The following is a 13,809-nucleotide window of genomic DNA, read 5'->3' on the forward strand; positions in this document are numbered from 1 at the left end:
TGAGGTGAGGGGCCATGCGTCTTTTCGTTCTGTCGTTCGTTCTGAGCGCTTTGCCCTATGCAACTGTGGCGGCGGATCGGGTGGAAACCGTGGCGGGCTTGGCGGAAATTCTCCCGCTGGGGCCGTTCGAGGCGGATATGCTTTATATCGCGGATGCGCCGGTCGATCTGCCGGTCACGGTGGATTATCTCGACATCGCGGCGCAGGACGGGAATCTGTTGCTGATCCTGTTGGCCTCCGGAGGGACGGGCTGTCCGAAGCAATGGGTCTATGTCGATGCCGGGAGCGAGCCGGTTTGGGTTTCTGACATGTTCGGGACCTGTCACGACGACGGCAAGGCTTTGGTGACGGAGCGCGGGATCGAGGTGATCTCTCCGGCGACGGAGCCGGGTCAGAGTGGGGATGTGCGCTATTGGCTCGTGGGGCATGAGCTTCATGAAGAGCTCGGGCCGCCGAAATCGCTGGGCTTTACGCAGGTCGCCGAGTGGCAGGGGCAGCATCCGAAGCTTTTGGTCGACGATCCGGCCTGGGAGGGGCGGTTTTTGGCGACCGTAGGGCCGGTGGGGCTGCTTGATCTTCGGGCGCTGTTTGAGCAGGCGAGCTTTCTGGAATGGCAGGGCGATTGGCTTGTGGCGAGCGGATGCAAGACCGATGCCTGCGGCTATCTCGAAGGCGCCTTGGCGATGAGCCGGGATGGGCATGCCGTGGTGGCTGTGATCGACCGCTCGGAGTTTGAGCCGCCTGCGGGTGTGCGGTTTTATGGCGATGCTCAGAACCAGCCGCTGCCGCAGGCGATCGTTCAGGTGTTTGTCGATCACACCGAGTGAGGTTTAGCCCAGAAGGTGTCCCATCTGCGCCACGGCCAGACGGTAGCCATTGATCCCGAACCCCGCCATGACCGCATCGGCGCGCATCGAGACATAGGAGTGATGGCGGAAGGCCTCGCGTTTGTGGACCTGGCTGATATGGACCTCAATCACCGGGCCGTCGAACGTATTGAGCGCATCGAGAATGGCGACCGAAGTATGCGTGTAGGCCGCCGGGTTGATCACGATGCCGACGGCTTTTTCGCGGGCTTCATGGATCAGTTCGAGGATCTCGCCCTCATGGTTCGACTGGGCGAAAACCACGTCGAGGTCATGCGTTGCGGCCTCGGCGGCACAAAGCGCCTCGACGTCTTCCAGCGTGTCATGGCCGTAAATCTCCGGTTGGCGTTTGCCCAGAAGGTTCAGGTTGGGACCGTTCAGGATGTAGATCGTCTTGCTCATGATGTGCCTCGTCTTGTCTGTGTCGGAGGTTACGCGGGGCAGGGGTTGCCGCGCAAGTCGCGCTGTAGCAAAAGGACGGCAAGAGACGCGAGAGGGCCACATGACCGAGATCACACCGGAACGCATCGAAGCGTTTTTCACCCGTTCGAACGGCGACTATGTCTTTGCGCGCTGGGGGCGGCCGATTTCACCCGTTGTCTTCGGGGTTGAGGACGAGACGCTGGTGACGGTGAAATCCGCCATCGAAGCCTGTGTCGCCATTGCGGGCCACCGGATCGAGGAAATGGACCCGGAGTTGGGCACGAACCTCATGGTGTTCTTCCTGTCCGATTGGGCGGAGCTGTTGGATGTGCCGCATATGGGCGATCTGATCCCCGATTTGGAGGTACGGGTGGCGACACTCCAAGAGCGCGGCGCACATCAATACCGGGCCTTCCGGTTTGACGACCAAGGCACGATCAAGGCCTGTTTCACCTTCGTGCGCATGGGCGGCGCGATGGATGAGGTGCCCGCAGAGGTGATCGCGCTCAGCCAAGCGGTGCAGGCGATGCTTCTCTGGTCCGACGTGGAATTCACTCAGGACAGCCCGCTTGCCGTTGCCCCCGAAGGCACGGTGGTGCGCCCGGATGTGGCCAATGTGCTGCGTGCGGCCTACGATCCGATGCTGCCCTCTGCGGCGCGGGATGCCTCGCATGCGCTCAGGCTCTATGCGCGGGTCGTGGCGGGATGACAGGCCGGTGAGAGCCTTTGTCGGCATTGCTCTGCCGGACGATCTGAGCGACCGGCTTGAAGAGCTGGCGGCAGGACCGCGCTTTGGGCGGGCGATTCCGGCGGAGAATATGCATGTCACGCTGGCCTTCTTGGATGAGCAGCCGGAAGAGGTTCTGGCCGATCTGCACGAAGAGCTCGCCGGGCTGCATCTCAGATCGCCGGAGATCGCCATCGAAGGGCTCGATCTGTTTGGCGGGGACAAGCCGCGCTTGCTCTTTGCCGCTGTGACGCCCAATGAGGCGCTCGCAGAATTGCACAAAAAGGTTCGGCAGGCGGCGCGGGCCGCTGGCATCGTCCTGTCGCACGAGAGGTTCCGCCCGCATGTCACCCTGCGCCGGTTTCAACGCCTCGGCTTTGGCGAGCGCGATGCGTTGGAGCGGTTTCTCGCGCTGAGCGGCGCGTTTCATGTACCCGCATTTCGCCCCGCAAGCTTCGAGATGGTCCAGTCCCACCTGAGCCACGAGGGCGCGACCTATGAGACCCTTGCGAGCTATCCGCTCGGGCAATAGGGTCGGGCGCAAAAGGAAAGGCGACAGATGACCCACACATTCCCCGTCCATGTCTATTACGAGGACACCGATCTCGCGGGCATCGTCTATTACGCCAATTATCTCAAGTTCATCGAACGTGCCCGCACCGAATGGGTTCGCGATCTGGGGATCGATCAGGTCAAGCTGAAGGACGAAGAGGGCATTGTCTTTGCCGTGCGCCGGGTCGAGGCGGATTACCTCGCGCCTGCAAAATTCGACGATGATCTCATCGTGGAAACCGCTTTGGAGACCATGACGGGGGCGCGGATCGTGATGACCCAGGTGGTCAAACGTGGCGAGGATGTGCTGTTTTCGGCACAGGTGACCATCGTGGCGTTGACCGCAACCGGCCATCCGGCGCGACTTCCGGCAAATCTCCGCCGAAATCTGCACTAAACCGTCGAAAATTCGCAAATTTCCGCTGCGCCTCACATGTTCGTGTTGGCGCTTCCCCTGACGATGCGATAGAATCAAGAGTAATGATGAGAGCCGTGCAAATGCGGCCCACAAAGGCGATTAAAGAGCAGGTTCATGGACCAACAAACCCTTGCGATGGCGCAGGAGATCGACTTCTCCTTGCTCGCGCTTTTCATGCGCGCCACCTTCACCGTGAAAATCGTGATGCTGATGCTGATCGTGGCCTCTTTCTGGTCATGGTCGATCATCATCCAGAAATTCATTTCCTATAAAAAAGCCCGCGCCGAGGCGGCGGCTTTCGATCAGTCATTCTGGTCGGGCGAGCCTCTTGATGAGCTGTATGACCAGATCTCCGGCGGGCCGATGTCTGCGCCGGAGCGGGTGTTTTCTGCCGGCATGACCGAATGGCGTCGCTCGCATCGTGCCGATGGCGGTCTGATCGCAGGGGCGCAGTCGCGGATCGACCGCTCGATGGATGTGGCGATCGCCAAAGAGAGCGAAGAGATGACCAAAGGTCTGTCCTTCCTCGCGACCGTCGGCTCCACCGGGCCGTTCGTCGGTCTCTTCGGCACCGTCTGGGGGATCAAAACCGCGTTTGAGGACATCGCCATGGCGCAGTCGACGAACCTCGCCGTTGTGGCACCGGGCATCGCGGAGGCCCTTTTGGCGACCGCGCTCGGTCTTCTGGCCGCTATCCCGGCCGTGATCTTTTACAACAAGCTGAACGCCGACAGCGAGCGTATCCTTGGCGGCTACGAGGCCTTCGCCGACGAATTCGCCACCATCCTGTCGCGCGAGCTGGACAGTTAAGATGGGGGCGGGTGTCATTCAGAAATCGGGCGGAGGCGGTCGTCGAGGGCGCCGTCGTCGTCCCGCCGCGATGAGCGAGATCAACGTCACGCCCTTTGTCGACGTCATGCTTGTGTTGCTGATCATCTTCATGGTGGCTGCCCCGATGATGACCGTCGGCGTGCCCATCGAGTTGCCGGAAACGGCGGCAACGGCCCTGCCGCAGGAAGAACAGGAGCCGCTGACCATCACGCTCACGGCCGATGGGCAGGTTCTCTTGATGGCGAACGAGACCCCCGAAGAGGATCTTGTGACCAAGCTCAAAGCCATCGCCGCCGAGCGTCAGGACGATAAAATATTCCTGCGCGCCGATGGATCGGTGCCCTACGCACGTGTGGCTCAGGTGATGGGCGCATTGAACGCGGGCGGGTTTCGCTCCATCGGTCTTGTGACCGAGCAGGGCGGGCCGCGTCTCGACGGGTCCGGAAACTAAGGGGCAAAACGCGTGAACGCGGGCCAATATATCTCCGGCGCGGGCCATATCGGCCTGATTGCCTATGTGCTGTTCGGGGGGCTGTTCCTGCATCCCGAGGAGCCCACGGACGTGTCCGTACAGGAGGTGGCGCTGATCTCCGAGAGCGAATACGCCGCCCTCGTGGCGCAGAGCACGGCGCCCGACACCTATGAGGTGGCCCCGGAGATGCGCGCGCCGGAAACGGAAAGCGCGCCGGAAGTGAGCCAGCCCGCAGAGACGAAGCCCTCGCCGAGTACACCGGAGACACCGCCGCCCACCGCGCCCGAGCCGAAGCCCGTCACGCCGGAGGCTGTGACGCCGCCGGTCGAGGTGCAGCCGACGCCGCCGAGTCCGCAGGCCGAACCGGAGATTTCGCTCGAGGATCCGGGTGCGGGCCTGCCCGACATTCCGGATCGCAAACCGACGCCACGCCCGGTGCCGCGCATCGCCGATCAGGTGGTGACCGCGCCCGAACCGCAGCCGGAAATTTCCGACGCGCCGGTCGAAGCCGCCAACGAGGAAAGCGAGAGTCCTGAGGTGGTTGAGGAGAAGGTCGAGGAAGCCGCGCCACAGGAGACAACGACAGAGATCGTGACCGAGGCGGAGAAACCGTCGGGCATGTCGACCTCGCCGCGTCCGAAATCGCGCCCGGCCAATCTGGCGGCGCAGGCGGCAGCGGCGGAGAAAGCGCAGGAGACGCCGAAACCCGCCGTGCCCGCAGCCGAACCGAAGGCCGAGCCGAAGCAAGACAGTTCGGATGCCGTTGCCGAAGCCGCCGCTGCCGCCGCTGCGGCCCTGGCTGCCGAGAGCGTCGGAAGCCCTGCCGCTCCCGAACGCCCGGTCGGTCCGCCGCTGACCGCAGGCGAGCGCGAGGGCATGCGGGTGGCCGTGTCGCAATGCTGGAACGTCGGTGCGATGTCGACCGATGCGATGCGCACCGTGATCACGGTGGGTGTCGCGATGAATGAAGATGGCACGCCGCAAGCCGGTTCCATCAAACTCCTGTCCCACACGGGAGGCACGGAGGCGGGCGCGACAGCCGCTTTCGAGGTGGCCCGACGCGCGATTATCCGCTGTGGGGCGAAAGGATTCCCCTTGCCGGTGGAAAAATATGCCCATTGGCGCAATATCGAAATGACGTTCGATCCCGAACAGATGAGGTTTAAATGAAACGCCTGACCGCTTTTGCCTGTGCTGCCGTTGCCGCGCTGTCCCTGGGGAGCACTGCGCCTGCGTTGGCGCAGGATCCGGGGCCGCTGAAACTCGACATCACGCGCGGGGTGATCGAACCCCTTCCGCTCGCCCTGCCGGATTTTGTGGCCGAGACGCCGCAGGCCGCCGACTACGCCCGGCAGATTTCCGAAGTGATCGCCGCCGATCTCGTGGGCACCGGGTTGTTCCGGGAAATCCCGTCCTCGGCCTATATCTCGCAGGTGACGAATTTCGGCGCTGCCGTGCAATATGCCGACTGGAAAGCGATCAACGCGCAGGGGCTGGTGACCGGGGCTGTGAGTATGGACAGCGCGGGCAACCTGTCGGTCAAGTTCCGGGTCTTCGACGTCTATGCTGAAGCGCCGCTGGGTTCCGGGTTGCAACTCGGCGGTTCGACGACGAGTTGGCGTCGCATCGCGCATAAGGTGGCCGATGTGGTCTATTCCCGGATCACCGGCGAGGGCGGGTATTTCGACAGCCGCGTGGTCTTCGTGTCGCAGACCGGGCCGAAGAACGACCGCAAGAAACGCCTGGGCGTGATGGATTACGATGGGGCGGGGCTTCAGTACCTGACCGACGACCATTACATCGTCTTCGCACCGCGTTTTTCCCCCACGGGCGACCGGGTGCTCTACACCTCCTATGAAACCGGCACGCCGCAGATCATGATGCTCGACGTCGGCACGGTGACGCGCACGCGCCTGCCGGTTCCGGCCGAATCCGTGACCTTTGCGCCGCGGTTCTCGCCCGACGGACGCTCCATCGTCTATTCCATGTCCACGGGGTCGAACACCGATCTCTACCGTATGGACATCGCCTCGTCGCAGATCACCCGGCTGACCAACACGCCCGCCATCGAGACCGCGCCGAGTTTTTCGCCCGATGGCACGCAGATCGTGTTCGAATCCGACCGTTCCGGCACGCAGCAACTTTATATCATGCCCGCGGGCGGCGGTGAGGCGCGGCGGATCTCTTCGGGGATCGGGCGCTATGGTACGCCGGTGTGGTCTCCGCGCGGCGATCTCATTGCTTTCACGAAACAAAATCAGGGTCGGTTCCACATCGGCGTGATGCGCACCGACGGCTCTGAAGAGCGCCTGCTGACCGCGTCCTTCCTCGACGAAGGCCCGAGCTGGGCGCCCAATGGCCGGGTGATCATGTTCACCCGGGAAAGTCAGGGCACGGGCGGCGAAAGCGCGCTTTACACCGTCGACATTTCCGGGCGGAATCTGAAACGTGTGCCGACCACGGCGGGCGCTTCCGATCCGGCCTGGTCGCCGCTGTTGAAGTGAGATTTGCCTGTCGGATAAGCGTCGGCCTTGCGTCGGACTTTTGTCGGACCCCGTCTCGGGAGGACATGGAGTGCCGATGTGCTGTCTGTGCCGCCCGGATGCGCAAAACGTTTAAGTGAAATTCTGCACCCTCCCCAAGTCCAGGGGAGGCTGCTATAGTCCAAACCAGAGCAGTTCCGAGCCTCCCAAAGGATCATCCATGTCCCAGTTTCTGACCTCCAAAGCCTCCCGCGCGTTTCTTCTGGTCGCGGCCCTTGGCCTTTCCGCCTGTACCAACCCCGGCCGTTTCGGCAACAACGGCAGCTCTTCCGCCAATGGCGTCGGTGCCAATGGCCTGATGGACGGGTCGGTGTCCGATCCGACCTCGATCGCCTATTTCAACCAGACCGTGGGCGACCGCGTGCTTTTTGCCGTGGACCAATCTACGGTTTCGGATGAGGCGCGCACCATTCTGGCCGGTCAGGCCAACTGGCTGAACAGCAACCCGGGATACACCGCGATCATCGAAGGCCATGCTGACGAACAGGGCACCCGCGAATACAACTTTGCGCTTTCCGCCCGCCGCGCCGCCTCGGTTCAGGAGTACCTGATCAGCCAAGGTGTGACCCCCTCGCGCCTGAAAACCATCCCTTACGGCAAGGAGCGCCCGCTCGCCGTCTGTTCGGATGAAAGCTGCTACAGCCAGAACCGTCGCGCGGTGACCGTGCTCGCCGCTGGCGCAGGCATGTAAGCGAAAAGGGAGAGTTTGCGATGAAAGCGACGATCTTTGGCGCGGCGCTGGCGCTGAGCTGCGTTGGCGGTGCTCTCTGGGCGCAGGATGCGCAGACGCTGGCGGATATTCGTCAGGAGGCGGCTGTGCTGTCCGTCGAGATCAACAAGCTCAAACGCGAGCTCTCCACCACCGGCGCGCCGAACACGCAGTTCGCGGGTGCCGATACGCTTCAACGCGTCGACCTGATGGAGGCGTCTCTGGCCAATCTGACGGCGAAGCTCGAAGCGTTGGAGTTCCGCATCGACCGGGTGGTCAAGGACGGCACCAACCAGTTGGACGACCTGAATTTCCGGCTTTGCGAGCTGGAGAGCGGTTGCGATGTCGGCAATCTGCCGCCGCTGATCCCTTTGGGCGGTGAGACTGCCAGCACCAATGCCACCGATGCGATCATTTCGGGACCGGCCGCAGGGATCGACGATGGCAGCGATCTGGCGATGGCCGAGCAGGGCGATTTCGATGCCGCCAAGGCGCTTTATGACCAAGGCCAGTATCAGGCGTCTGCCGACGCTTTTGCCACCTTTGCCCAGACCTACACCGGCGGTTACCTGACCGCCGAAGCGCATTACATGCGGGGCGAGGCTCTGACGGCGGCGGGCGATACCGCCAATGCGGCGCGGGCCTATCTCGACAGTTTCTCCGGCAACCCGGAAGGCGAGCGCGCACCCGATGCGCTTTTGAAACTGGCGGGCGCTCTGGGCAAGCTGGGCCAGACCGACAAGGCCTGTGTCATGTATAGTGAGGTCGGTGCGCGGTTCCCGGGGTCGACCGCCGCGGCGCAGGCTCCGACGGAGGCGCGCGGCTTCGGCTGCCCGTAAGCACATGACCGGGGTGGAGACGAACCGGGCGATGTTACGCCATTTCGTGGCCACCGCCTTTGCCTTCGAGAAACCCGATCATCTGGCCGTGGCCGTCTCCGGCGGCGGCGACAGCATGGCTTTGCTGCATCTGCTGAGTGAGTGGGCGCGCGAAGAGAAAGTGCGGCTTCAGGCGGTGACGGTGAACCACGGGCTGCGCCCGGAGGCCGCAGAAGAAGCGCGGTTCGTGGCCGAGGTGTCCGAGCGGCTTCGGATCAGGCACACGACATTAAACTGGGCCGGGAAGTCGGCGGACGGCAATCTTCAGGACGCGGCGCGACGTGCGCGGTATCGGTTGATGGCGGACTGGGCCAAGGGGCAGGGGATTTCCACCATCGCGCTGGCGCATACTGCCGACGATCAGGCGGAGACGTTTTTCATGCGCCTCGCCCGCGCGTCGGGGATCGACGGGCTGACGGGGATGCAGCGGCGGCGGGTGTCGGACGGGATCACATGGGTGCGGCCTTTGCTCATGCAGGAACGGTTTGAGCTTCGGCAATATCTGCGGGAGCTGCGCGAGCTTTGGGTGGACGATCCGTCGAATGACGATGAGGCCTATGAGCGGGTGAAGGCGCGGCGCGCGATGGCGGAGCTGACGAAGCTCGGGATCGATGCGCATGTGGTGGGCCGCGTGATGGACCACCTGTCACAGGTGCGTTCCGCTTTGGATTTCGCGACTCACGACCATGCGCTCGAATGTGTGACAGAGGACCGCGGCGATCTGATCCTCGACCGGCGACGGTTTGCCGAGGGCGCACCGGAGGTGAACCGGCGTCTGGTGGAGGCGGCCCTGCGGTGGATTTCCTCGGCGGATTACGGCCCAAGGGGCATGAAATTACAGGAATTTCTCTCCGCGATGATGCGCGGGCGCGATGCGACGCTGCATGGCGTGCGGCTTTTGGGCGGGAAAGAGAGCTTTCGGCTCACGCGCGAACATGCGGCGGTGGCGGGGGTCGTGGCCTTGCCCGGCGCGCTTTGGGATGGGCGCTGGATTGTCGAAAGCGTTGAAAATCAAGATGGTATCGTGCGGGCGCTTGGCGAAGACGGGTTGTTGCAACTGGGCGAGCGGCCCGCGACTGCCCCGCCGCGGGAGAGCCTGATCGCGTCTCCGGCGCTGTTTGTGGGCAATACGCTGATCGCGGCGCCTCTGGCCGGTCACGGTCCGGCGTCGGCGCGCCTCGTTCCCGCGAAGGGCGGTTTCCACACAGCGCTTTTATCGCATTGAACTTGGCCTCATGATGCCTATTTTATAGGGAACCCCGCGCGCGCGTCATGGTTTGGGCGTGCGTGAACGATCATTCAAGGAGATCCCCTTTGGGCAATGCACGCAATCTTGCCTTCTGGCTCGTGCTCTTGATGCTGGTTCTGGCCCTGTTTCAGGTGCTGGGCGGCAATCAGTCGAGCATGTCGTCGGAAGTCGTCCCCTATTCCGAATTCATGACGAAAGTGGATGACGGCACGGTCACCTCTGTCAAAGTCGACGGGGAGAAAGTCTATTTCACCGGCGCGGACAGCCGCCAGAAATATACGATCAACCCGGGCGATCAGAACCTCGTGAGCGAGCTTCTGGCCAAGGATGTGAGTGTCGAAGGCAAGCCGCAGGAAGAAAGCGGCATCATGCCGTTCGTCATTTCCTTCCTGCCGATTTTCCTGATCATCGGCGTGTGGATCTATTTCATGAACCGGATGCAGGGCGGCGGCAAAGGCGGGGCGATGGGCTTTGGCAAATCGCGCGCGAAACTGTTGACCGAAAAGCAAGGCCGGGTGACCTTTGACGATGTCGCGGGCATCGACGAGGCCAAGGAAGAGCTCGAAGAGATCGTCGAATTCCTGCGCAATCCGCAGAAATTCTCGGCTCTGGGCGGCAAGATCCCGAAAGGCGCTTTGCTCGTGGGCCCTCCGGGGACCGGTAAGACGCTTCTGGCGCGGGCCATTGCGGGGGAGGCGGGTGTGCCGTTCTTCACCATCTCCGGTTCTGACTTTGTCGAAATGTTCGTGGGTGTCGGTGCAAGCCGCGTGCGTGACATGTTCGAGCAGGCGAAAAAGAACGCGCCCTGTATCGTTTTCATCGACGAGATCGACGCCGTCGGTCGCCATCGTGGCGCGGGCTACGGCGGCGGCAACGATGAGCGCGAACAGACGCTCAACCAGTTGCTCGTTGAAATGGACGGGTTCGAATCGAACGAAGGCGTGATCATCATCGCCGCGACCAACCGTCGTGACGTGCTCGATCCGGCGCTTCTGCGTCCCGGTCGTTTCGACCGCCAGATCACCGTGCCGAACCCGGACATCAAAGGCCGCGAGAAAATCCTCAACGTCCATGCCCGCAAAGTGCCGCTCGGTCCCGATGTCGATCTGCGCATCCTCGCGCGCGGCACGCCCGGTTTCTCCGGTGCCGATCTTGCGAACCTCGTGAACGAGGCCGCGCTCATGGCCGCGCGTGTCGGTCGTCGTCAGGTGACGATGGAAGATTTCGAACAGGCCAAGGACAAGGTGATGATGGGGGCGGAACGCCGCTCCATGGTTCTGACCGACGAGCAAAAGGAAAAAACCGCCTATCACGAAGCCGGCCACGCCATCGTTGGCCTGAAACTGCCGAAATGCGATCCGGTCTATAAGGCGACGATCATTCCGCGTGGCGGTGCGCTCGGCATGGTGATGAGCCTGCCGGAGATGGACAAGCTCCAACTGTTCAAGGACGAGGCGCGCCAACGCATCGCCATGACCATGGCCGGGAAAGCCGCGGAGATTTTCAAATACGGTGAAGACGAAGTCTCCTCCGGTCCGGTCGGCGATATTCAGCAGGCGTCGCAACTCGCGCGCGCCATGGTGATGCGCTACGGCATGTCCGACAAGGTCGGCAATATCGACTACGCGGAAGCCGCCGAGGGCTATCAGGGCAATACCACGGGTCTGTCCGTGTCGGCCCATACCAAGGAGCTGATCGAGGAAGAGGTGAAACGCTTCATCGATGAGGGCTATGCCGAAGCCTACCGCATCATCACCGAATATGAGGATGAATGGGAACGTCTGGCGCAGGGGCTTCTGGAATACGAAACCCTCACCGGCGAAGAGATCAAACGCGTGATCTCGGGGCTGCCGCCGCAGGCGGACGAGGACGAGGGCGGCTCCGGCGGCTCCGGCGAGGCCTCGGTGACGGCGATCCCGAAGACCAAGAAAAAGCCCAAGGGCGACGGCGGGATGGAACCCGAACCCATGGCCTGAGGCCAGAAAGCCTGTTAGACAGAAACCGCGTCCCTTTCCGGGGCGCGGTTTTTGCTTGAGGAGAGCCGCATGAGCGACTGGAGCCCCACGAAATACGCGCAATATGCCGATCTGCGTTTGCGACCGGCCGGTGAGTTGATGGGGGCTGTCGGAAGCTTGCCCGAAGGGGCGATCATGGATCTGGGCTGTGGCTCGGGCGGCGTCGGGCATCTCCTGACCGAGCGGTTTCCGGGACATACGCTTTATGGGCTGGAAAAGTCCGAAGCCATGCGCGAGGCCGCGCTCGAAACCGGTTACTATGCCGACATTCTGAGCGGCGATCTGGCCTCGCATGAGCTTGCGGGCGATTTCGCGCTGATCTTCACCAATGCCGCGCTGAACTGGGTGCCGGATCACCGCAGCGTTCTGCCGCATCTGATGCAGTTTCTTGCCCCCGGCGGCTGGTTCGCCATGCAGGTGCCGAGCCAGCACGATGCGCCGTCCCATGTGCTGGCTCGCGAAGTGGCCAGCCGCCTCGACCCGGAGGCCTTCCCCGATACGGATGCGAATTCCAATGTGCTGCCGCCGCGCAGCTATGTCAGCATTCTGGAGCCTTTCGGCGAGGTGCGTGTCTGGATGACGGAATATATGCAGGAGATCAAAGCCCCCTTCGGCCATCCTGTGCGGCATTTCACGCAAGCCACCTACCTGCGCCCCTATCTCGATCATTTCGGCGGGCAGGGGCGGCTCGATGCCTATCTCGACGCCTATGACACGGAACTGAACGCCGCCTATCCGATCGACCGCCAAGGCCGGGCGTGGTTCCCGTTCAAACGCCTGTTTGTGGTGATGCAAAAGGGCTGAGCTTTCCCTGCGCGGGCGGGCGTGGTAAAGCGCCGCCAACTTCGGGCCAGAGAGGCATTGCATGACGCTGAAATCACCGAAAGAGATTGCCTCCATGGCCGAGTTGCGGGCGCAGATCGACGATCTCGATTGCGCGCTCGTCGATCTTCTGGCGGTGCGGCAGGCGCATATCGACCGCGCAGCCGAGATCAAGCCGGGCGAGGGGCTTCCGGCGCGGATCGAAGCCCGGGTGCTCGATGTGCTCGACAAGGTGGAGGCCCGCGCCCGGCTGAGCGGGTTCGACCCGGTTCTGGCGCGCCAGATGTGGGCCCTGATGATCGAAGAGATGATTGCCCGTGAAGAGCGTGTGCTCGGGCGTGAGACGAAGGAGTAGGACATGACGGCAACCCTGATCGACGGCAAGGCCTTTGCGGCCAATGTGCGCGCGCGCGTCGCCACCCATGTGGCACGGATCAAGGAAGCGCAGGGCGTGACCCCCGGCCTTGCCGTGGTTCTGGTCGGCGACGATCCGGCGTCGGAGGTCTATGTGCGTTCGAAGGGCAAGCAGACGGTCGAGGTCGGCATGCACTCTTACGAGCATAAACTGCCTGCGGACACGTCGGAGGCCGATCTTCTTGCACTGATCGAACAATTGAACGGCGACAAGGCGGTGCATGGCATCCTTGTGCAACTGCCGCTGCCGAAACATCTGAACGAAAGCCTCGTGATCAACGCGATCGATCCGGCGAAGGATGTGGACGGGTTTCATATCTCCAACGTCGGGCTGCTGGGCACCGGGCAAAAGAGCATGGTGCCTTGCACGCCTCTGGGCTGCCTGATGATGCTGCGCGATCATCTGGGCGAGCTGTCGGGGAAAGATGCGGTGGTGATCGGACGCTCGAACATCGTCGGCAAACCGATGACGCAGCTTTTGCTGGGCGACAGCTGCACCGTGACGATTGCGCATTCGCGCACGAAAGACCTTGCCGAGGTGGTGAAGCGCGCCGACATCGTCGTGGCCGCTGTGGGCCGGGCGAATTTCGTGCAGGGCGATTGGGTCAAACCCGGCGCGACGGTGATCGACGTGGGCATCAACCGCATTCCGGCGCCGGAAAAAGGCGAGGGCAAGACGCGGCTCGTGGGCGACGTGGATTTTGAGGCGGTGAAAGAGGTGGCCGGGGCGATCACGCCGGTGCCGGGCGGCGTCGGGCCGATGACCATCGCCTGCCTTCTGGCCAATACGCTCACCGCCTGTTGCCGCAGCCATGGCCTTGCGGAGCCGGAGGGGCTGACGGCCTGAGCCATATTTTCTTGGCATAAATACTCAAAACGCCTCGCCAAAT

Annotated in this window: 16 protein-coding genes; 15 read left to right on the plus strand and 1 reads right to left on the minus strand. The window is 62.9% G+C overall.

The features are described from left to right. Positions 1–14: 14 nt before the first annotated feature. A complete protein-coding gene (locus V1475_RS08240) occupies positions 15–827 on the plus strand; it encodes a hypothetical protein (protein WP_479412359.1) in 813 nt (270 codons plus the stop codon). Positions 828–830: 3 nt separating this feature from the next. Here the strand turns inward: V1475_RS08240 and aroQ are convergent, their stop codons facing one another. Further along, a complete protein-coding gene (aroQ, locus tag V1475_RS08245; RefSeq protein WP_479412360.1) occupies positions 831–1,268 on the minus strand; it encodes a type II 3-dehydroquinate dehydratase in 438 nt (145 codons plus the stop codon). A gap of 100 nt (positions 1,269–1,368) precedes the next feature. Between aroQ and V1475_RS08250 the strand changes: the two genes are divergently transcribed. The 14 genes from V1475_RS08250 (at position 1,369) to folD (ending at position 13,766) form a co-directional block, all read left to right on the plus strand. After that, positions 1,369–1,998 (plus strand): hypothetical protein, encoded by a 630-nt coding sequence (locus V1475_RS08250; protein WP_479412361.1) that lies wholly within the window; start codon positions 1,369–1,371, stop codon positions 1,996–1,998. 7 nt (positions 1,999–2,005) lie between these two features. Further along, complete coding sequence (gene thpR, locus V1475_RS08255; RefSeq protein ID WP_479412362.1) at positions 2,006–2,548, plus strand: RNA 2',3'-cyclic phosphodiesterase; 543 nt, start codon at positions 2,006–2,008, stop codon at positions 2,546–2,548. 27 nt (positions 2,549–2,575) lie between these two features. Further along, on the plus strand, positions 2,576–2,965 hold the full coding sequence (gene ybgC, locus V1475_RS08260; protein ID WP_479412363.1) for a tol-pal system-associated acyl-CoA thioesterase: 390 nt from the start codon (positions 2,576–2,578) through the stop codon (positions 2,963–2,965). Positions 2,966–3,100: 135 nt separating this feature from the next. Continuing rightward, complete coding sequence (gene tolQ / locus V1475_RS08265; RefSeq protein ID WP_479412364.1) at positions 3,101–3,796, plus strand: protein TolQ; 696 nt, start codon at positions 3,101–3,103, stop codon at positions 3,794–3,796. A gap of 1 nt (position 3,797) precedes the next feature. After that, a complete protein-coding gene (gene tolR, locus V1475_RS08270) occupies positions 3,798–4,268 on the plus strand; it encodes a protein TolR (protein WP_066705949.1) in 471 nt (156 codons plus the stop codon). A gap of 12 nt (positions 4,269–4,280) precedes the next feature. Continuing rightward, entirely contained in the window at positions 4,281–5,459 is a 1,179-nt protein-coding gene (locus V1475_RS08275; protein ID WP_479412365.1) for an energy transducer TonB, read from the plus strand. Continuing rightward, positions 5,456–6,793: a Tol-Pal system beta propeller repeat protein TolB gene (gene tolB, locus V1475_RS08280; RefSeq protein WP_081423861.1), complete on the plus strand. Its 1,338-nt coding sequence runs from the start codon at positions 5,456–5,458 to the stop codon at positions 6,791–6,793. Before V1475_RS08275 ends, tolB begins: the two co-directional genes overlap by 4 nt. Positions 6,794–6,992: 199 nt before the next feature. Beyond that, the gene (pal, locus tag V1475_RS08285; protein WP_479412366.1) at positions 6,993–7,523 is read left to right on the plus strand and encodes a peptidoglycan-associated lipoprotein Pal; all 531 of its coding nucleotides are present in this window, start codon (positions 6,993–6,995) and stop codon (positions 7,521–7,523) included. A gap of 20 nt (positions 7,524–7,543) precedes the next feature. Further along, a complete protein-coding gene (gene ybgF, locus V1475_RS08290) occupies positions 7,544–8,380 on the plus strand; it encodes a tol-pal system protein YbgF (RefSeq protein ID WP_479412367.1) in 837 nt (278 codons plus the stop codon). A 4-nt stretch (positions 8,381–8,384) separates the two neighbouring features. Next, positions 8,385–9,644 (plus strand): tRNA lysidine(34) synthetase TilS, encoded by a 1,260-nt coding sequence (gene tilS, locus V1475_RS08295; protein ID WP_479412368.1) that lies wholly within the window; start codon positions 8,385–8,387, stop codon positions 9,642–9,644. Between the two features lie 89 nt (positions 9,645–9,733). Beyond that, complete coding sequence (gene ftsH, locus V1475_RS08300) at positions 9,734–11,644, plus strand: ATP-dependent zinc metalloprotease FtsH (RefSeq protein ID WP_479412369.1); 1,911 nt, start codon at positions 9,734–9,736, stop codon at positions 11,642–11,644. A 69-nt stretch (positions 11,645–11,713) separates the two neighbouring features. After that, a complete protein-coding gene (locus V1475_RS08305) occupies positions 11,714–12,487 on the plus strand; it encodes a methyltransferase domain-containing protein (RefSeq protein WP_434288654.1) in 774 nt (257 codons plus the stop codon). Positions 12,488–12,548: 61 nt separating this feature from the next. Then, entirely contained in the window at positions 12,549–12,860 is a 312-nt protein-coding gene (locus tag V1475_RS08310) for a chorismate mutase (RefSeq protein ID WP_479412370.1), read from the plus strand. A gap of 3 nt (positions 12,861–12,863) precedes the next feature. Beyond that, a complete protein-coding gene (folD, locus tag V1475_RS08315) occupies positions 12,864–13,766 on the plus strand; it encodes a bifunctional methylenetetrahydrofolate dehydrogenase/methenyltetrahydrofolate cyclohydrolase FolD (RefSeq protein WP_479412371.1) in 903 nt (300 codons plus the stop codon). The last annotated feature ends 43 nt before the right edge of the window (positions 13,767–13,809 follow it).

It is taken from the genome of Celeribacter sp. SCSIO 80838 (assembly GCF_056498065.1).

Excerpts from the sequence above, each read along its gene's own strand:
- V1475_RS08240 (WP_479412359.1), top strand. The coding sequence starts at position 15 with ATGCGTCTTTTCGTTCTGTCGTTCGTTCTGAGCGCTTTGCCCTATGCA.
- aroQ (WP_479412360.1), bottom strand. The coding sequence starts at position 1,268 with ATGAGCAAGACGATCTACATCCTGAACGGTCCCAACCTGAACCTTCTG.
- V1475_RS08250 (WP_479412361.1), top strand. The coding sequence starts at position 1,369 with ATGACCGAGATCACACCGGAACGCATCGAAGCGTTTTTCACCCGTTCG.
- ybgC (WP_479412363.1), top strand. The coding sequence starts at position 2,576 with ATGACCCACACATTCCCCGTCCATGTCTATTACGAGGACACCGATCTC.
- tolQ (WP_479412364.1), top strand. The coding sequence starts at position 3,101 with ATGGACCAACAAACCCTTGCGATGGCGCAGGAGATCGACTTCTCCTTG.
- tolR (WP_066705949.1), top strand. The coding sequence starts at position 3,798 with ATGGGGGCGGGTGTCATTCAGAAATCGGGCGGAGGCGGTCGTCGAGGG.
- tolB (WP_081423861.1), top strand. The coding sequence starts at position 5,456 with ATGAAACGCCTGACCGCTTTTGCCTGTGCTGCCGTTGCCGCGCTGTCC.
- pal (WP_479412366.1), top strand. The coding sequence starts at position 6,993 with ATGTCCCAGTTTCTGACCTCCAAAGCCTCCCGCGCGTTTCTTCTGGTC.
- ybgF (WP_479412367.1), top strand. The coding sequence starts at position 7,544 with ATGAAAGCGACGATCTTTGGCGCGGCGCTGGCGCTGAGCTGCGTTGGC.
- tilS (WP_479412368.1), top strand. The coding sequence starts at position 8,385 with ATGACCGGGGTGGAGACGAACCGGGCGATGTTACGCCATTTCGTGGCC.
- V1475_RS08305 (WP_434288654.1), top strand. The coding sequence starts at position 11,714 with ATGAGCGACTGGAGCCCCACGAAATACGCGCAATATGCCGATCTGCGT.
- V1475_RS08310 (WP_479412370.1), top strand. The coding sequence starts at position 12,549 with ATGACGCTGAAATCACCGAAAGAGATTGCCTCCATGGCCGAGTTGCGG.
- folD (WP_479412371.1), top strand. The coding sequence starts at position 12,864 with ATGACGGCAACCCTGATCGACGGCAAGGCCTTTGCGGCCAATGTGCGC.